General features: G+C 72.8%; 13 protein-coding genes. 6 read left to right on the top strand and 7 right to left on the bottom strand.

Going from position 1 to position 18,648, the window contains the following annotated elements; genetic code table 11:
- The first annotated feature begins 13 nt into the window (after window positions 1–13).
- Window positions 14–1,507 carry a VWA domain-containing protein gene (locus ABD346_RS01155; RefSeq protein ID WP_344370703.1) on the top strand — a complete coding sequence of 498 codons (1,494 nt, stop codon included), beginning with the start codon at window positions 14–16 and terminating at the stop codon, window positions 1,505–1,507.
- Here ABD346_RS01155 and ABD346_RS01160 read toward each other — a convergent pair.
- Together ABD346_RS01160 and ABD346_RS01165 are read right to left on the bottom strand one after the other, a co-directional pair.
- Window positions 1,504–2,634, bottom strand: a complete 1,131-nt coding sequence (locus ABD346_RS01160) for a sensor histidine kinase (protein WP_344370704.1) — start codon at window positions 2,632–2,634, stop codon at window positions 1,504–1,506. The two genes, ABD346_RS01155 and ABD346_RS01160, sit on opposite strands and share 4 nt — an antisense overlap.
- A 13-nt stretch (window positions 2,635–2,647) precedes the next feature.
- Entirely contained in the window at window positions 2,648–3,301 is a 654-nt protein-coding gene (locus ABD346_RS01165) for a response regulator transcription factor (protein WP_344371201.1), read from the bottom strand.
- Window positions 3,302–3,455: 154 nt separating this feature from the next.
- Here ABD346_RS01165 and metG point away from each other — a divergent pair, with 154 nt between their 5' ends.
- The 4 genes from metG (at window position 3,456) to ABD346_RS01185 (ending at window position 8,923) form a co-directional block, all read left to right on the top strand.
- Entirely contained in the window at window positions 3,456–5,036 is a 1,581-nt protein-coding gene (gene metG, locus ABD346_RS01170) for a methionine--tRNA ligase (protein ID WP_344370705.1), read from the top strand.
- A 257-nt stretch (window positions 5,037–5,293) separates the two neighbouring features.
- Window positions 5,294–5,971, top strand: coding sequence for a helix-turn-helix transcriptional regulator (locus ABD346_RS01175; protein ID WP_189967466.1), 678 nt, complete (start codon window positions 5,294–5,296; stop codon window positions 5,969–5,971).
- A 256-nt stretch (window positions 5,972–6,227) separates the two neighbouring features.
- A complete protein-coding gene (locus ABD346_RS01180; protein WP_344370707.1) occupies window positions 6,228–6,935 on the top strand; it encodes a Pvc16 family protein in 708 nt (235 codons plus the stop codon).
- Complete coding sequence (locus tag ABD346_RS01185; protein ID WP_344370709.1) at window positions 6,932–8,923, top strand: AAA family ATPase; 1,992 nt, start codon at window positions 6,932–6,934, stop codon at window positions 8,921–8,923. The genes ABD346_RS01180 and ABD346_RS01185 overlap by 4 nt, the downstream gene beginning before the upstream one ends.
- A gap of 320 nt (window positions 8,924–9,243) precedes the next feature.
- Here ABD346_RS01185 and ABD346_RS01190 read toward each other — a convergent pair whose 3' ends face one another.
- The 3 genes from ABD346_RS01190 to ABD346_RS01200 all read right to left on the bottom strand — a co-directional run bounded on the left by ABD346_RS01190 (window position 9,244) and on the right by ABD346_RS01200 (window position 15,801).
- Complete coding sequence (locus ABD346_RS01190) at window positions 9,244–10,674, bottom strand: hydrogenase expression protein (RefSeq protein ID WP_344370711.1); 1,431 nt, start codon at window positions 10,672–10,674, stop codon at window positions 9,244–9,246.
- A gap of 229 nt (window positions 10,675–10,903) precedes the next feature.
- On the bottom strand, window positions 10,904–12,478 hold the full coding sequence (locus ABD346_RS01195) for a peptidoglycan-binding protein (protein WP_344370712.1): 1,575 nt from the start codon (window positions 12,476–12,478) through the stop codon (window positions 10,904–10,906).
- A gap of 26 nt (window positions 12,479–12,504) precedes the next feature.
- A complete protein-coding gene (locus ABD346_RS01200) occupies window positions 12,505–15,801 on the bottom strand; it encodes an AfsR/SARP family transcriptional regulator (RefSeq protein WP_344370714.1) in 3,297 nt (1,098 codons plus the stop codon).
- 295 nt (window positions 15,802–16,096) lie between these two features.
- Here ABD346_RS01200 and ABD346_RS01205 point away from each other — a divergent pair, with 295 nt between their 5' ends.
- Entirely contained in the window at window positions 16,097–17,554 is a 1,458-nt protein-coding gene (locus tag ABD346_RS01205) for a hypothetical protein (RefSeq protein ID WP_344370715.1), read from the top strand.
- A 6-nt stretch (window positions 17,555–17,560) separates the two neighbouring features.
- On the opposite strand, the gene ABD346_RS01210 is transcribed toward ABD346_RS01205, so the two are convergent.
- Complete coding sequence (locus ABD346_RS01210) at window positions 17,561–17,788, bottom strand: DUF397 domain-containing protein (protein ID WP_344370717.1); 228 nt, start codon at window positions 17,786–17,788, stop codon at window positions 17,561–17,563.
- On the bottom strand, window positions 17,778–18,611 hold the full coding sequence (locus ABD346_RS01215) for a helix-turn-helix domain-containing protein (RefSeq protein WP_344370718.1): 834 nt from the start codon (window positions 18,609–18,611) through the stop codon (window positions 17,778–17,780). Before ABD346_RS01215 ends, ABD346_RS01210 begins: the two co-directional genes overlap by 11 nt.
- Window positions 18,612–18,648: the final 37 nt, after the last annotated feature.

The raw sequence follows: 18,648 nt of genomic DNA on the forward strand, positions 1-18,648 counted from the left end.
AAAGGCCTCGCCCATGGGCATTCGGAGCTTGCTGCGCAAGGTGTTCGGACGCGATCGCGCGGAGCGCGCCGAGCCGACGGCGGCTTCCGTACCGCCCCAGGCCGAACGCACCCCGGAAGCCGTCGAGGCACCGGTCACCACCGACGCTGCCGCGCCTTCCATTCCGGCCCCCGCGGAAGAAGTCGTCCTGTCCTCGGCGGAGGAACTCGTCGCCGCCGCCTTCGACGGGCCTCGCCCGCCTGCGTCCTCGTCCGACTCCGAGTCCGCGTCCGAGTCCGGCTCCGACACTGGGTCTGAGTCCGATTCCGCGTCGGCGTCCGTGTCCGACACTGCTGGTTCCCCCGGCTCCGCCAACGCCGTCGTCGAGCTGCCTCAGCCCCGTACGGAGGCGAAGCCCGAGCCGGAGGCGGCGGCCGAACCCGAGGCGGTCGTCGAGCCCGCTCCGGTGCAGGTGGAGGCCCAAGTCGCCCCCATCGCCGAGCCGGAGCCCGGCCCCGAGCCCGTACAGGCTGAGCCTGTCATCGAGCCCGAGCCGGACCCCGAGCCCGCGAAGGCGGAGACGCAGGCAGAGGCGGAGCCCGCTCGGACCGAAGCCGAACCGCAGGCCGACGCCATTCCGGCCGAGCCCGTCATCGACCCCGAGCCCGCTCAGGCCGAAGTCGCACCCGAGCCCGTGCAAGCCGAAGCCGAGCCGCACCCCGAGCCTGAGCCCGTACAGCTGGAAGCCGAGCCGCACCCCGAGCCCACTCAGGACGAGCCCGAGCCCGCCCGCTCCGAGGCCGCGCCCGAGCCCACCCCGGCAGACTCCGAGCCCGAGGCCGTTCCCGTCGAGGCGGCCGCCCCCAAGTCCGCCCTCTCCCCCGCCAAGGTCAAGTCCCGGGCTCCCGGGCTCTCCGGGGCCTACAAGGCTGCCGGGGCCGCGCTCAAGAAGGCCGGGATCAGCGGGGCCCGCGCCAAGGTGTACCTCGTGCTCGACCGGTCCGGGTCCATGCGGCCCTACTACAAGGACGGCAGCGCCCAAGGGCTCGCCGAGCAGGTGCTCGCGCTCGCCGCGCACCTCGACGAGGACGCCACGGTGCACACCGTGTTCTTCTCGACCGATGTCGACGGGGTCGTCGACCTCACCCTCGACTCGTACGAAGGCCTCGTCGACACGACGCACGCCGGGCTCGGGCGGCTCGGGCGGACCAGTTATCACCGGGGTGTCGAGGAGGTCGTCGAGCACGTCGAGAAGGCGGGGCACGAGGGGCCCGTGCTCGTCGTGTTCCAGACCGACGGCGCCCCCGACGCCAAGCTCCCCGCCCGCCAGGCCCTCGCCGACGTCGCCGACAAGGCTCTGTACTGGCAATTCGTCGCCTTCGGTGAGGACGACTCCAAGGCGTTCGATTTTCTGCGCGGAGCAGAAGCCGAGAACGACCACATCGGGTTCTTCCACGCCGGGCCCGCTCCCCGTGAGCTCAGCGACGCCGAGGTCTACCAGGGGCTGCTCAGCTCGTTCCGCCCCTAACCCCTGGTCCTCGTACGCGGGCCGGGTGCCTTCGGCAGGGAGACCGTTACGGTCAGGCCTCCCTCGGTGCCCGGCTCCGCCGTGGCCGTCCCCCCGTGCGCCAGCGCGATCGAGCGCACGATGGACAGGCCCAGGCCCGCCCCCGGGCCCATCCGGTCGCGGCCCTCGCCCCGCCGGAAGGGCTCGAACAGGGACGGGATCTCGTCCTCTGCCACCACCGGGCCGGTGGGGTTGGCCACCACGAGACGGCCGCCGTACACCGTGACCTCCACCGCCCCGCCCGGTTCGTTGTAGGTGACCGCGTTGGCGAGGAGGTTCGCGGTCAGGCGGGCGAGCAGCGCCCGGTTGCCCCGCACCACAGCGGGCGCCGCATCGACCTCGACCGTGTCGTAGCGCGCCGCCTCCTCCCGTACGACCTCCGCGAGGTCCACCTCCTCGCGCTGCTCCAGGCCCCGCTCGCTGCGGGCCAGCATCAAAAGCCCCTCGATGAGCTGCTCGCTGCGGCGGTTGTTGTCGAGCAGGGTGCTGCGGGTGGCCTCCAGCTCGGCGGGGCCCGGCTCGCCGTCGAGGCCGATCTGGATCGCGGCGCGCTGGGTGGCGAGCGGGGTGCGCAGTTCGTGCGAGGCGTTGGCGATGAAGCGGCGCTGGCTGTCGAAGGCGGCTTCGAGGCGGCCGAGCAGGTCGTCGATGGTGTCGCCGAGTTCCTTCAGCTCGTCGTCGGGGCCCGCCGCCCCGACCCTTTCGTGCAGGTTGCTCGCGGTCAGCTTGCGGGCCCGCGCCGTCATGACGTGTACGGGGCGAAGCAGCCGGCCCGCCGTCCACCAGCCCACCACGACCGCGAGCAGCGCTATCGCGACCAGCGCGAGGGTGGACCACAGGGCGGTCTGGCTGGACGCGGCGTCGCTGACGTCCGAGGTGACCCGGTAGACGGTCAGCGGTTCGAGGGGCATGGCCTGGCCCTTGTAGGCGGGCACGCCGGGGACACGGAGGGTGGTCGCACGTGTCGCGATCGCGGTCGCCTGTTCCTGCGTGCCCGCCCGCGAGAGCAGGTTCACGACGGCGAGCAGCGCCGCGCCGAGCACCAGGAAGACGCCGCCGAAGATCAGCGCTATACGAGTCCTGATCACCGGGACCCGCCCCTCACAGCGCGTACCCCACGCCCTGGACGGTACGGATCAGCGCCGGCTCACCGAGCTTTCCGCGCAGCTTGCTCATCGCGACGCGTACGGCGCCCGTGAACGGGTCCGCGTTGGCGTCCCAGGCGCGCTCCAGGAGCTCCTCGGCCGAGACGGTCGCACCGTCCGCCTCCAGGAGGATCTGGAGCACCGCGAACTCCTTGGGCGAGAGGTCCAGCTCCTGGCCGTCGCGGTGCGCGGTGCGCCGCACGGTGTCCAGGCGCAGCCCGTGCCGTTCCAGGACCGGCGGGACCGGGCGGGCGCTGCGCCGCCGGAGCGCGCGGACCCGGGAGACCAGCTCGGGGAACTCGAAGGGCTTGCCCAGATAGTCGTCCGCGCCGAGGTCGAGGCCCTCGACCCGGTCCTCCATGGACGCGGACGCGGTCAGCATGAGGATGCGGGTGCGGGAGGCGTCCGCGACCAGGCGGCGGGCCACCTCGTCGCCGTGCACGCGCGGCAGGTCCCGGTCGAGCACCACCACGTCGTAGTCGTGAAGGCCGAGGTACGCGAGGGCCGCGTCCCCGCTGTAGACCGTGTCCACGGCGAAGCCGGCCCGCCGCAGCCCGGTGGCGACGAGCTCGGCGAGGACCTCCTCGTCCTCGGCGACCAGTACCCGCATGTTCTCGTCCTTCGTGTGCACGTGCCCCCTTCCGTCCCAGGATGCGTCCTTGCTACGACAACGGGTGTTTCGCAAACCTCTCCGTGGCCTCACCACGTCCGCCATCCGGACATCCCGGGCGGACACGGATAGGACGGCCGATAGGATTCCGCGCATGCCTTCGCCGACGTACTACGTTTCGACGCCCATCTACTACGTCAACGATGCCCCGCACCTGGGCCACGCCTACACCACCGTCGCCGGTGACGTGCTCACCCGCTGGCACCGCCAGCGCGGCGAGAAGGTCTGGTACCTGACGGGCACGGACGAGCACGGCCAGAAGATCATGCGCACGGCCGAGGCGAACGGCGTCACGCCCCAGGAGTGGTGCGACAAGCTCGTCGGCGAGGCGTGGCAGCCGCTCTGGGAACACCTGAACATCAAGAACGACGACTTCATCCGCACCACCCAGAAGCGGCACACCGACCGGGTGCAGGAGTTCGTCCAGGACCTGTACGACAAGGGCGAGATCTACAAGGGCGGCTACGAGGGCCCGTACTGCGTGGGCTGCGAGGAGTACAAGCTCCCCGGCGACCTGATCAAGGCCGAGGACGGCAGCGAGCTGTGCGCCATCCACAAGAAGCCGGTGGAGCTCCTCAAGGAGGAGAACTACTTCTTCAAGCTGAGCGAGTACGGTCCGAGGCTCCTTGAGTTCTACGAGGCGAACCCGGGCTTCATCCAGCCCGAGTCGGCCCGCAACGAGGTGCTCAACTTCGTGCGGAAGGGCCTTCAGGACCTGTCGATCTCGCGGTCGACCTTCGACTGGGGCGTGCCGGTGCCGTGGGACACCGAGCACGTGATCTACGTGTGGGTGGACGCGCTGCTCAACTACGCGACGGCCGTCGGGTACGGCGCCGACCAGGCCCGGTTCGAGGAGATCTTCCCGGCCGACGTGCACCTCGTGGGCAAGGACATCCTGCGCTTCCACGCGATCATCTGGCCCGCGATGCTGATGGCCCAGGGCCTTCCGGTGCCGGGCAGGATCGCCGCCAACGGCTGGCTGATGGTCGGCGGCGAGAAGATGTCGAAGTCCAACCTGACCGGCATCAAGCCGCAGGACCTGACCTCGCACTTCGGCGTCGACGCCTACCGCTGGTACTTCCTGCGGGCCATCGCCTTCGGCCAGGACGGCTCGTTCTCCTGGGAGGACTTCACCGTCCGCTACACCTCCGAACTCGCCAACGACTACGGCAACCTGGCGTCCCGGGTCGCCGCGATGGTCGGCAAGTACTTCGGCGGCGAGCTGCCCGCGGCGATCGCCGACGGCGACGCCGAGAAGGCCGTCCAGGACGGTCTGGCGAAGGCCGTCGCCGAGGCCGACCGGCGCATCGGCGACGAACTCGACTTCCAGGGCGGCATCCTGGCCGTCTTCGACTTCGTCAAGCAGGTCAACGGCTACCTCACGGAGCAGGAGCCGTGGAAGGTCGCCAAGGACGAATCACCCGAGGGCAGGGCCCGCCTCGCGACGATCCTGTACACCGCCGCCGAATCCCTGCGCGGGGTCGCGGTCCTGCTCAACTCCGTGATGCCGGACACCTCGCAGAAGCTGTGGGACTCGCTCGGTGCGGAGGCACCGCTCGGCTCGCTCGCCGAGCAGCGCGTCCAGGACGCCGGCGCGTGGGGCCTGCTGCCGGCCGGTTCGAAGGTCACCAAGGGCGCGGTGCTCTTCCCGCGCCTGGAGGAGAAGCCCGCGTAAGGGGTTGTTGTACGGCTGCGCAAGGGGTTGTTGTCCGTACGTCGATGTACGTACGGTGCGGGGCCCGGGGTCTGGTGATCCCGGGCCCCGCAAGCCTTTCCCGCCCCTCTCCGCCCTCTCCCGACCCTCTTTTCCTGACGACTTCGATCGCTCATGGCCGGATTGGTGGCTCATTCAACGGTTGTTGATTCGCTGTTGATCGGACCCGACCAGAGTGGGCCGGTCGATAAGCACGGGGAGAGGGAAAGGACAGGGAAATGCCATTGCTCGCGAATCGTGTCACGGTGACCGTTCACGCCTCCGATCCGCTGAGCCGGGCCGGGGTCATCAGCCACCTGCAGCACCAGCCCACCGTCGAAGTCCTGCGCGACACCCGGGAGACCCGCGAGACGGACGGCCGCCAGGCCGACCCCGCGGTCGCCGTCATGCTCGTCGACCAGGTCGACGACTCGGCCTCCGCGGAGCTGCGCCGCGTCGTGCGCGGCGGCGAGCAGCGCGTGGTGCTCATAGCCCGCGAACTGCGCGAGCCCGATCTGCTGACCGTCGTCGAGTACGGCGTTCGCGCGATCCTGTGGCGCCATCAGGCCACCGAGCAGCGCCTGTTGAAGGCCGTGCACAGCGCGGCGCGCGGCGAGGGCGAGCTGCCGCCGGACCTGATCAGCAGACTCCTCGTGCAGGTCGGCCGCCTTCGCCGCTCGGAGACCACGTCCGCGTCGGCCGGGTCCTCCTCGACCGCGCCGCTCTTCGGCATGGCACCGCGCGAGGTGGACGTCCTGCGCCTGGTCGCCGAGGGCCTGGACACCCGGCAGATCTCCGAGAAGCTCGCCTACTCGGAACGCACGGTCAAGAACATCCTGCACGCCCTCATGACCCGCCTCCAGCTCACCAACCGCGCGCATGCGGTGGCGTATGCGCTGCGGGAGGGGTACATCTAGGCTCCGCCCGGAGTCCGGGTATGCGACTGCGGGCCGATGGGGGTCCCCCCTGCTCGAACGACGTCGAGAGCTTGGGGGAGGCTGGTCGCGCAGTTCCCCGCGCCCCCGAAGGGGCGCGTACCGCACCGGTGTTCCTCAAGCCCGGCCGGCCGTCGACAGGCCGCTCAACTGTGCTGCACGCTGCACGACTTCATGCTCCATCGCCGCCGGAGGCAACTCGCTTCGGCCGCATCCGACACCTCGGGAAATTGGCTCAATGATCCACGAAATCGACGAGGCGCTGCGGCGCATTCTGCGCGGCGGGGCGCTGCCCGAGGGAACGGGGGATGTCGTCTTCGAGGCGCCCACCCGCGACTGGGCGGCCCGGCGCAACACCCCCACCCTGAACGCCTACCTGTACGACATCCGCGAGGACGTGGCCCGCCGCGAGCGCGGCTCGTACGCGGAACGGGACGCCAACGGCATCGTCCTGCGCCGCCGCCAGCCGCCCCGCTGGTACCGCCTCTCCTACCTCCTGACGGCGTGGACCAGCCGCCCCGAGGACGAACACCGCCTGCTGTCCGGCGCGTTGGCGTGCCTGCTGCCGCACGAGATGCTGCCGCAGGAGTACGTTCCGCGGGCGCTCGACGCGTACAACGTGTCCCTGCCGCTGACGGTCGGGGTGCCCCCGGCCGAGTCGCGCTCGCTGGCCGACATCTGGTCGGCGCTCGGCGGCGAGCTGAAGCCGTCGCTCGACGTGGTGATCACGACGCCGTTCCCGGTCACGCCGGTGTACGACGTGGCGCCGCCGGTCACCGAGGGCGTGGTCACGGTGCGCGGCAGGGACGGCGTGCCGGACGACGCGAAGCCGCGGATCATGCGGGGCTCGCGGAGCGGGGGCGTGCTGGACGCCGGCGCGCGGGACGGCGGTGCGTCGGACGGTGGCGCTCGCAAGGGTGCCGCGCAGGACGGCGGCGCCCGGTGAACGTGGCCGCTCGCGCCCTGCTGCTCCGGCTCGACCATCTGCGGACCGCGGTCGCGGCGCTGGTCGCGGCCCGTTCCGCCGACGATCCGACGGCTCAGGACCCGCTGCGTGGCCTGTACGTCTCGGCGGAGACGGCGGCCCGACTGGCCAGTGCCGAGGGGGTTGCAGCATCTGAACTCCCCTCAGCCGTCGGGGAATTCGCACCGGAGGCAGGCGACCGGCTCACCGCCCTCGCGCGGGACTTCGGGCTCGGCCCGGTCGACGAGCTGCTCCTCGTCGCGGCGCTCGCCCCCGACGTGGACCGGCGCTTCGAGCCGCTGTACGGCTACCTCAACGACGACGTGGGCCGGCGCCGGGCCTCCGTGGCGCTCGCCCTGGAACTCGCCGGGACCGGACCGTACGACCCCGACGCGCGCGGCCGGCTCCACCCGGCGGCGCCGCTGATCACGGGCGGTCTGGTGGCCCTGGAGGACGAGGACCGGCCGCTGCCGGGGCGCGCGCTGCGGGTCCCGGAGCGGGTGGTGGCACACCTCCTGGGGGATGACACCCTGGACGGTCAACTCCTCGGCGTGCGTGTCGAGTTGCTTCCGCCGGGCGGGAGCGCCCCGGACGAGGGGCTGGCGGCGCGGATCGCGCTCGCGCCGAGCCCGGTCGCCGTCCATCTGCGCGAGCGCAGGGCGGGGAGCGGGGCGGACGCGGTGACGGCGGCCCTGCGCGGCGCCGGCCGGACCGTGCTGCGCCACCGTCCCGAGCAGACCGACCGGACGGCGGCCCGAGCGCTGCTGCGCGAGGCGAGGCTGCGCGGGACGGGCACGGCGATCGTGGTGGAGCTGCCGGACAAGGAATCCGGCCCTCTGGTACGGGAATTGGCGGTACCGGACGTGACCGTGGTGTTCGCCGGGACCGACCCGTACGACCCCACATGGGCGCCCGGCGCGGCGCTCCTGGCCCTGGAGGACACGTCCGCCGAGACCGACCCGCTGACGGCCTGGACCGAGGAACTCCCGTCGTACGCAGGTGACTTGGCGGAGGCGGTCGGGCCCTACCGGCTTGGCGCGGGGCAGGTGCGGCGGGCCGCGCGGGGGGCGCTGGCCCTGGCCGGGTTCGAGGGGGTGCCGGTGGGGCTCGGGCACGTGCAGAAGAGTGCCCGGCAGCTCTCGGCGCCGCTGCTCGACCGGCATGCGCGCCGGGTCCGGCCCGCCGTCGGGTTCGCGGACCTCGTCCTGCCCGAGGAGCCGCTCGGAATGCTGCACGAGCTCGCGGGACGGGCCAGGCACCGGGACCGGGTCCTCGGGGAGTGGCGGCTGCGTACGGGCGGCGGGCGCGGACGGGGCGTGGTCGCGCTGTTCGCGGGGGACTCCGGCACGGGCAAGACGCTGGCGGCGGAGGTCGTGGCGGGCGAGCTGGGCCTGGACATGTATGTGGTGGACCTCTCCTCGGTGGTCGACAAGTACGTCGGCGAGACGGAGAAGAACCTGGAAAAGATCTTCGTAGAGGCGGACCGCACCGACTCGGTGCTGCTCTTCGACGAGGCGGACGCGGTGTTCGGCAAGCGGTCGGAGGTGAAGAGCTCGCACGACCGGTACGCGAACCTGGAGAGTGCGTATCTGTTGCAGAGGCTTGAGGCGTTCGACGGCATCGCGGTCCTTACGACCAACCTGCGGGCGAACATCGACGAGGCGTTCACGCGACGGCTCGACCTGGTGGTCGACTTCCCCTTCCCCGATGTCGCGCTGCGCGCGGCGCTGTGGCGGAGTTGCCTGGCGGGGGTGCCGCAGGACGAGGGGCTGGGGGTCGAACTGGACGCGTGCGCGAAGGAGTTCGAGCTGGCCGGCGGTGCGATTCGCTCCGCGGCGGTGACGGCGGGGTATCTGGCGGCGGGCCGGGGTTCTCCGGTGACCGCGGAGGATGTCCGGGCGGGGGCACGACGGGAGTACGTGAAGTCGGGGCGCCTTGTGCCGGGTACGGGCATGGCCTGGGCCCCGTAGCCCCCTGGGTGCGGGGGCCGCCGTTTGCGCAGTTCCCCGCGCCCCTGGCAGCGCCGTAGTTGCTCGCGCCCACGCGGCGGAGCCGCACAATGTCACAGCCCCGCGCCCCTGACGGGGCTGCTCCTGGCAGGGTGCCCCGGCGGGCATGCCCAGCCCGTCCGGCGTTTGAGGACGAGCGCCCTTCAGGCGCGAACGGGGTCTGGGGCGGAGCCCCAGGAAACGGACCTTCCCTCCCTCCCAACCCCCGGAGGGTTTCGGGGAGGGGTGGGCGGGGCGCATCCCGGGGTCTGGGGCGGAGCCCCGGGGCGCCCGGCCCGGGGTTACTGGAGGATCTTCCAGCGCTGCTGGTCGTCCGGGAGGGCTCCGCAGGGGCGGACCTCGGCCACCTGAAGGTTCTTGCGGTCGTTCGGCGTCAGATCCGACAGGCACCAGTTGTCGTCCCGGCTCACGAGCCGCACAAAACCGTCACCACCGCTGATCGGCTGGATCGACCACTTCTGGTTGGCAGTCATCGACCCGTTGGACAGGCTCGCCTCGCCGCCCGACGCGCCCCACATCTGGATCTGGTTGCCCTCCCGGGTGTTGTCCGCGACAGCCCACGGCTCGGACGACGAGGTGAAGGCGAACTCGTTGTTGGGCAGCGGGTGTACGTGCCAGAACTGGTCCCAGGGGGGCGTGTTGAAGCTCGTCGGCGCCGTGTAGACGAGCCGGCCCTCCGGCTTCTGGTCCGTCGGCGAGACGAGGAGGTATCCGAGCCCGGACTGGATCCGCACCTGCTTGTTCGGGTCGTACTTGGGCGGCTTGGGAGCGCTGTCCCCACCGCCGCCTCCGCTGCCACCGCCACCGGGGTCCTTCGGCTTCGGCCGGTCGCCGGCGGGCGGGGGCGGGGCCGGCACGGAGGGCGGCGGGGGCTGCTTGGAGGGTGCCGGCGGGGCCGACGGCAGCGGCGTGTTGGAGCCCTGCGGCAGCGGCTCCTCCTTGGAGGGCGCCTTCTCGGAGGCCTGGCTCTTGACGCCCACGTCGTGCTGGAACCAGATCAGCGCGAACGCGACGGCCGCCGCCACCAGCACCGACCCGACCGCGAGCACCCAGCGCGGGAACACCGACGGCTGCACATAGGTGCCGCGCAGCTCCTGCGGGGCGGGATCGCCCGATCGCAGCACCGAGACGGTGAACTGGTGCTGGCGGATCCCGCCGAACCAGCTCACGTTCGCCGAGGTGAGCTGCAGCTCGGCGAATCCGGCCCGGCCCGGGTCGACCTGGACCGCGGTGGGGTTGGCCTCGACGGTGACGGAGTCGCCGTTGTCCCGGGTGGAGAAGGACGCGGTCAGCGGCTGGTTGCCCAGGTTGTCGACGGCCACCCGGCCCTTGGCCACGCGCCGGCCCTTGACGGTGCGCGGAACCAGCTCGGCGCGCATCTCGACGAACGGGGCGATGGTGAGCCGGCCCTCGACGACATCGGCCTCGCCGGGGTGCTCGCGCGGCTCGACCCGGATGCCGAAGGGGCTCTGGCCCGCCACGGCGTCCGAGGTGCGGGGCGGCGCGAAGGTGATCTCGGTGATCCCTTCCGCCCCGGGGTAGAGGCGCAGCGTGGCCGGTTCGACGTGCGCCCAGCCGGCGGCGTCCCCGACCGGCGTGAACCGGTACTCCTCGACGGTGTCGCCCGTATTGCGCACCCGCAGCCGTACGACGGCGCTGTCACCGGGGGCAACGGTGGTGGCGGGGGGCTCCAGGGCAGTCCACATACTCACCCCACGAGTTAATTCCGGCGGTGGGCGAAGTACAGGGACGGAAGGGGCAGTTCCGGGGGCAGGACCTGCTGCCCGAGCGGCCATCGCCCCTAGTCGGGCGGCCCCGGCGAGGGGCGGCCCGAGAAAGGGAACCCGGGCGGTTGCGGGGGAACAACCGCCCGGGAGTCTGTGGATGCGAGCAGCCTCTCAGGCCGCGATCAGCAGCGCCTAACGTCCGCTAACGCCCGCGCTAACGGCCCGGCTTGCCGCGGTCCTTGACGTCGCCGCCGATCAGCCAGTTGATGGTCTGCGCGTCGGCGACACCGGTCGCCTTGAGGCCGACGTTCGCCTGGTAGTCCTTGATCGCCTGCGCGAGACCCGCGTCCGACTTCGTCGCATAGCCGTTCTTCTGGCCCGCCTTGAAGTAGTCGATGCCCTTGTTGGCGTAGAAGCGGTCGCGGGTGAGGTCCCCGTCGGAGATCGAGGACTGGTTGGCCCACCACAGCGCCGCCGCCAGCTTCGTGACGTCGTAGTTCTGCGCGCCGCTCTTCACGTTCTCCACGCGGATGCCCTGCGCCCACATCGAGGTGAGAGTGGCCCGGCCGAGGGTGCCCGGCTTCTTGTCGGTGGCCGTCAGCTGCATGCTGCTCTTCTTGTCCCGCATGACGTGCGCCTGATAGCAGGCCAGGGAGGTCTGGGTGGCCTTGTCGATGATCCCGGCGGTCCAGCCGGGCTTCAGGGTGCACTCGTTCTCGTTGCCGAGGGTGGCCAGGCGGTACTGCGCGAACGTGACGATGTCGTCGGGCTTGTAGCCCATGTCCCAGACCGGGCCCGCGGGCGCGTTCGGAGCGGGCTTGGCCTGCTTCGGCGGGGGCGGCACGACGGGCGGCCCGCTGCCGAGCTCCGAGGCGTCGCCGCCACCGCCGCCTCCACCACCGCCCGAGCCGTCACCGGCCGGGGCCTGCGCGCCGCCGGGCGGGGCCGCGGGCGGGGCGGACACGGGCGCCGAGGGCAGCGGGGATTCGGCGCCCTGCGGCACCGGCTGCGCGCTGGACCCGGCCTGCAGCTCGCCGGATGCGGTGGTCACCTTCGGCTGGAAGGCCAGCCAAAGGACCACGAACGCGACGGCCGCCGTCACCATCGCGCTGCCGGCGACCATCAGCCAGCGCGGCAGCACCGGACGCTGGTCGAAGGTGCCGATGAGTTCGAGACCGGTGTCGTCGCCGGAGCGGCGCACCGCGACCGTGATGCGGTGCTGCTCCGCCCTGCCGGTCCAACGGACGTGCTGGGGGCGGACGTCGAGCTTGGCGAACGCGGCCCGGCCGGGCGCGATCTGCACCGAGTTCGGCGTCATGTCGTAGGTGAGCCGGTTGGTCTCGTCGCGCAGGGTCAGCGACGCCGTGAGCGGGGTGTTGCCGAGGTTGTCGACAGCCACCGAGGCCCGCCCTCGGAACCGGCCCACCAGGCTCGGCGGAAGCAGTTCGGCACGCACCTCGGTGAAGGGCGCGACCGTGACCTGCCCTTCGAGCACGTCCCGCAGGTCGGGGTGCTCGCGGGGCTCCACGCGGATGCCGTACGGGGCCGGGCCCGCCGGGGCGTCCGGCGAGCGGGGCGGCGCGAAGGAGATCTCCGCGGTGCCCTCGCTGCCGGGGTAGAGGCGCAGGGTGTCGGGTTCCACGCGGGCCCAGCCCGCGGGGGTGCCGACCACCGAGAGGCGGTACTCCTCGACCGTGTCCCCGGTGTTGCGTACCCGCAGCCGTGCGGTGGCCCGCCCACCGGGATCTACGGCGACGGCGGCCGGGTCCAGAGACGTCCACATGGTCATGATCGAAGGCTAGGGGGCGCGCCGCGCTACCCCCTGCCCAAAAGGCTCTGGCAGAGGGCAGCCCTGGCTGCACTCGGAGCCCCGGCGACCGGGCTGCCCGGCGGGCCGGTCGGCTGCCTCGCCGCCGTGGGCGCGGTCGACATCAGCGAGGTCAGCTCGTCGGCCTCCGCCGCGCCGCGGGCGCTGAGCAGCCGGTGCGCGGTGCGCAGCGAGGCAAGGGCGGACAGCGCCGGGGTCTCGCCGAGCGTGAGCAGCGCCCGGCCGCGTGCCGCGAGCGCGAGACCGCGGCAGAACGGGTCGCCGAGGTCGCCCTCGATGGACAGGGCCTGTGTCGCACAGGCCGCGGCCTCCCCGGGCCGCTCCCGGGCCAGCGCGCAGTGCGCGAGCCGCGCCCAGGCCAGCGCCTCCCAGCGCAGGTCGCCGACCCACTGGTGGTGCTGGCGCGACTCCCGCAGATGGGCGGCGGCCCGTACCGGACGGCCGCCCGCGAGCAGGGCGCAGCCGATCTGGTACAGCACATGCCCGAGCGTACCCCGGTCGCCCAACTCCCTTGCAGTACGCAGGACTTCATCGGCCGCCGCCTCGGCGCGCTCCTTGTGGCCGAGCAGCATGTGGGCGCGTACGACATGGGCGAGGACGCGCACCGCGTCGCCCCGGCCGTCCAGCTCGACGAAGCGCGCGTACGCCTGCTCGAACAGGGGCAGCGCCTCGGCGGGGCGGCCCATCGCGGCCAGGATCATGGCGAGTTCGTGCGCCGCCTCCGACTCGGTGAGCGGGTCGGAGGCAAGCGCCGCGAACCGCAGGGCCTGGCGCAGGGTGCGTTCGATGCGCGGGTAGGTGTCGGTGCCCTGCTGCGGTACGGCGGCGATCAGGCGCAGCGCGCGGCCCGCCGAGCGGGAGTCGCCGTGGCAGTGCGCCACGGACAGGGCGAGGCGGGCCGGGCCGCCCAGTTCGCGGCGGCGCGCGGTGCCGAGGACGAGGTGGGCCCAGCCGGTCAGGAGGTCGACGGCGGGCCGCACGGCCTCCGCCCCCAGGTCCTCCCAGGGCCCCTTGCCGAGTGCCTGCTCGGCGGTGGCGCGGATCAGCTGGTGCGACTCCTGGAGCCAGGCGCGGGCCGCCTCGGCGTCGGCCGGGCGGTACCCGGGCGCCTGCGGCGCGTGCAGCAGATCGGGTACGCCGCTGAGCGGGCGAAGCCGGCGGATGGCGTTGCGGACGGTGGCCAGGACGTGGTCGAGCAGCCGGCGCTGGGCGGCGGGCCGCTCGGCCGCGTCCGGCGAGTCGTCGAGGACCCGGCGGGCGAAGATCCGTACGAGGTCGTGGAAACGGTAGCGGTCCACGCCGCAGGCCTCGATGAGCCCGGCGTCGACCAGCGCCTCCAGGGCGTCCTCGGCGCTGTACTCGTCCACGCCGAGCAGGGCGGCCGCGGTGGCCCGTCCGAAGACGGGCACGGCGGCGGCGGACGCCAGGCGGAAGGCGCGGGCGGCGTCCGCGTCGAGGCCTTCGTAGCTGAGCCGGAAGGCCGCGTCCACGCCCAGGCCGTCGGCCTCCAGCTCGTCCAGGCGGTGCCGCTCGTCTCGCAGCCGGGCCGTCAGATCGGCCAGGGCCCAGTCGGAGCGGGCGGTGAGGCGGGCGGCGGCGATGCGCACGGCGAGCGGCAGCCTGCCGCAGGCAACCACGAGTTGGCGGGCCGCCTCCGGCTCGGCCTGGACGCGCTCGCCGCCCACGATCGCCTCCAGCATGGCCAGCGCGTCCTGCTCGGTCATCGCCTCCACGTCGAGGAGGCGGGCGCCGGGGAGGCCGACGATGCGGGCGCGGCTGGTGACGAGGACGGCGCTCCCCGGGGTGCCGGGGAGGAGGGGGCGGATCTGGGCGGTGTCATGGGCGTTGTCCAGGAGCACGAGTACGCGCTTGCCCGCGAGCTGGGAGCGGTACAGGGCTCCGCGCTGGCCGGCGTCGTCGGGGATCGCGCCCTCGGGTACGCCCATGGACCGGAGGAGGTGGGTCAGGACGTCCGCGCTGTCCGCGGGGTCGGGGTCGTTGCCGCGGAGGTCTGCGTAGAGCTGGCCGTCGGGGAAGGACTTTCGGGCGCGGTGGGCCGCGGTTATGGCGAGGGCGGTTTTGCCTGCGCCGCCCAGGCCCGTGAGGACTGCCATGCCCATGGCCTGGGCGTCTCCGGCCTCCCTCAGGAGGGTGCCCAGTTCCTTGAGGGGATCCTCCCGTCCCGTGAAGTCGCTTATGGGAGGCGGGAGTTGGGCGGGGCGGCTCTTTGTGCGGAGCTGCGAGTGAGGCGGAGCCGGGGTTGTGGGCCCGGCCCCGTCGACCCGCTGCGCGGGGCCGGGTGCGGGGGTCGGCTGCGGCGGGGTGGGGGCGGTCACGGGGGTTCCGGCGGGCGGCGTTCGCTGTGCCCGCCCTTCCCCGAGGTCTCGGCTTCGCTCGACCGGGGGAGAGCCCTGTCGCCCTGCGGAACGGGTGCCCACAGCGTGATGAGAAGGGGTCTCCTGGACCGGGGGCTCCTGCATGGGACGGGTCAGCAGCCTCGTGTGCAAGGCCGTCAGTTCGGGGCCCGGGGGGACGCCCAGTTCTGTGTCCAGCGTGCGGCGGGTGGTCTCGTACACCGCGAACGCGTCTGCTTGGCGGCCCGCTCTGTGGAGGGCCAGCATCAGGAGGGCCTGGGTTCGTTCGCGCAGGGGGTGCTCCGCGGCGAAGGAGCGCAGGGAGGCGATCACGGCCGCGTGGCGATTCAGGGCCAGGGCGCCGTGGAAGTGGTCCTCGCGGGCGGAGAGCCACAGTTCGGTGAGGCGGTCGCGCTGGCGCTCGGCGTGCGGGCCGGGCAGGCCGGCGAGGGGGCTGCCGCCCCACAGGGCGAGCGCCCCGGTCAGTTCGCGGTGGGCGGCCGCGGTGTCGCCCGCGCCGCGCAGCCGGGCCGCCTCGGCCAGGCGCGCCTCGAAGACCGCGGTGTCGAGCGCGGCGGAGGGCACCCGCAGGGCGTATCCGTCGTCGGCCGAGACGAGGAGCCTGGCCGGGGTGCGGGCGGGCCGGGACGGCTCAAGGAGGGTGCGCAGGCGGGACACGTACGTACGCAGGGTGCCGACCCCGCGCGGGGGCAGCCGTTCGCCCCAGATCGCGTCGAGGAGCTCCGGCATGGAGACCGGGCGGCCCTCGCGCAGCAGCAGCACGGCGAGGAGCGCCCGCTGCTGGGGCGGTCCGAGCCGCAGGGGCCGGCCGCCGAGGTCGCCCTCGACGGGCCCGAGCATCCGGAACCGCAGTCCGTCGGCTGTGCCGCCCGTCGTGCCGCCCTCGCCCGTTCCGCCGGATTCCGTCACGCGCCGCCGCCTCTTCCCTTCGACTCGCCCGGCCGATCCGTCCCCCGACGTTTGCCCTTTCGGCCCACCGGATGCTGTTCGTCCGGCCCACTGAACGCTACGCCAGGACCTTCCGCGGGCCCCCATCAGCACATGTATCGCACACGGAGTTGGCTTGAACTCACCCTTGTATCCCGCGAGTAACCGGTCGAAAGGGCACCCTCCCTGCCCCCAAGACGGGCCTTGTGCCTCCTGCGTTCCGTATCGCAGGTGCCAAGAATCGCGAGGCAGCGAACGAGGGGAGTGTGCACTTACCGTGCGGGTCACGCAGGAACAGCAGGCCGGGCGACGCCCGGGCACCCCGGCGGGCGGCGCGGCGCGGCGCGAGTCCGCACTCGCCCGGCTGCACCGCACCGCCGGAAACGCGGCGGTGGCCCAGCTGTTCGCCCCGGCCGCCGACCGGAGCCGGGACCCGGCCTCCATCCAGCGGATCACCGAACATCCCGGCGGCTCGTACGACGCGACGCCCCAACCCGGCGAGCGCGGCCCGTACTTCGTCGCGCAGGGCCCGGAGCCGGTGGTCGCGATGGGTGGCGGTGGTGAACCGCGCGACATCCGGGAGCGGTTGCGCTACGAGCTCGCCGAGGTCGGCCCCGACCACGCCCCGCTCAGGGTGGCCGACGACGGCACCCTCGCCGTCCACGGGGTGGACGAACCCAAGGAGTTCTACGCGGTGCAGGCCGTCGTCGACACCGCCAACACGGCGCTGCGCGCGGTCGGCAGCAGCGTCGAGCTGGTCACCGGCGGCGGCCGCAGCATCGGTGTAGGCGGGCAGCGGCTGCTCCGCGTCCGGCCCAGCGTGGTCAAGGACGCCACCCCGGCGAGCCAAATGGGGCCGTTCGTCTCGCTGTTGCGCTCCACCTGCATCTCGGTGGCGTGCAGCCTCATCGGCTCCGAGCACTCGAAGCGGGCGCAGGCGGTGCTCGGAGGCGGCGACGGGAGCTTCCTGCTCACCCCCAACTCCGACAGCGACGCCCGCGCCAACCGCCTGGCGAGCGCGGTCGCGCAGGACACCATCGGCACGCTCGGCGTCGACGGCGCGGTCACCGCGGCCCAGGGCGGCCAGGCCCCGGTCCAGGACCTCGGCCGCAGCTACGGCGAGGCCACCCGCGACGGCGGCCGGGACGGCACCGAGGCCCGCCTCGGCATCAACAAGTACGCCTCACCAGGGCCCGGCGAGGGCTTCGGGATCTTCAGCATGCTCGCCCAGGACAACCTCGACCACTCGGTGTCGCCGGCCGTGGACCGCGGCGAGAACGTCTGGGGCTACCACTTCGCGGCGGTCGTCGCCCGCTCCCTGGACGGCACCTGCCAGGTGACCCTGGAGAACTACGCCCGCAACGAGTTCGACACCAAGGCACGCTCCGAGCTGTACGAGGTGCTCTACCAGCGGGCCAAGAGCGGCGGCGGCTGGTTCAGCCAGCTCAAGCCGCTGCTTGAGAGCGACGACCAGCAGGCCTTCAAGAAGAAGTTCGACGAGGTGCTGGCCGCCCTGGTCAAGGACCCCGAGGTCAAGAAGAAGAAGGGCATGCCGCGCCTCCAGCTCCAGCAGGACTTCGAGGACCACACCTGCCGCTCCTGGTTCTTCCGCGTCTACGGCGGCGGCCCCGGCGAGAGCTTCCACGAGCAGCAGGCGGCCTCGGGCTACTTCAACAACCCCATGACGCTGCGCGTCGGCCGCCCGCCGGCCGGACCCGACGCCGCCGCGCAGTAGGGGAGTTCAGCCCTTGACCCCCTCGATGAACGCCGTCCAGGCCCGCGCCGGGAAGAACAGGGCCGGGCCGCCCGGCCGCTTGCTGTCGCGTACGGGGACGAGGAGGCGGGAGGCGAAGCCGGACTCGGCGACCTCCAGGCAGCTGCCGTTGTCACCCGCGCTGTGGCTCGACTTCCGCCAGCCGGTGGGGCCGGCGGCGGCTGGGGCCGGGTCCAAGGTGCGCTCAGTGCTCATGGTCGTATTCCTCCGCCGCCGTTTCGAGCAGAGCCAGGGACGCCTCCGGCGGCAACGCGGCGGCCCGTGCCAGATCGTAGGCATACCGGCAGCGGCCGACCACCGCCGGATCGTCGTGCAGCACCCCGGTGTGGGTGCCCTCGACATAGGCGAGGTCCGGTTCGTCCGCGAAGCGCATCAGGCTGAGCATGCTGCCCATCGCCCCGTGCGCACCCACCGAACGCGGCACGACCTGCGTCAGGACCCGGCCCGAGCGCCCCAGGGCGGCCACGTGCCGCAGCTGTTCGGCCATCACGGCCGGGCCGCCGACCGCCGTGCCCAGAACGTTTTCGCCAAGGATCACCCACACGTGGGGGCTGGCGTGGTCGGTCAGGATGTCGGCCCGGCGCAGCCGGTTGACGACCTTGGTCTCCAGCTCGTCGGGGTGCGCCTGCGGCTGGTAGGCGCGGAAGACGGCGCGCGCGTACGCCTCCGTCTGGAGGATGCCGGGCACCAGGATCGGGGCGTACTCCTCGATGACGGTGGCCAGCTGCTCGGCGTCGGCGGCGGCCGCGAAGTGGTCGGCGAAGCGGAACGTGTCCAGGGTGCGCAGCATCCGCACGAAGAAGCCCTCGGTGCCGAGTGCCGCGTCGAGGCGTTCCGCCAGATCCGGGCGCGGCTTGCGCCGGCCCGCCTCGAAGTGCGCGATCAGCGAGCCGGAGCAGATGACGCGCTCGCCGAGCTCGCTCTGGGTCAGCCCCGCGGCCTCGCGGCGCAGCCGCAGCTCCTCGCCGTAGAACTCGCGCGGCGACTGGACCTGTTCGGCACGTCCCCGACCGGCCATCGAAAGCACCCCCTTCCGTACACATCCGTCCAACGAC

Source organism: Streptomyces mauvecolor, from assembly GCF_039532965.1.
Lineage (GTDB): Bacteria > Actinomycetota > Actinomycetes > Streptomycetales > Streptomycetaceae > Streptomyces > Streptomyces violascens.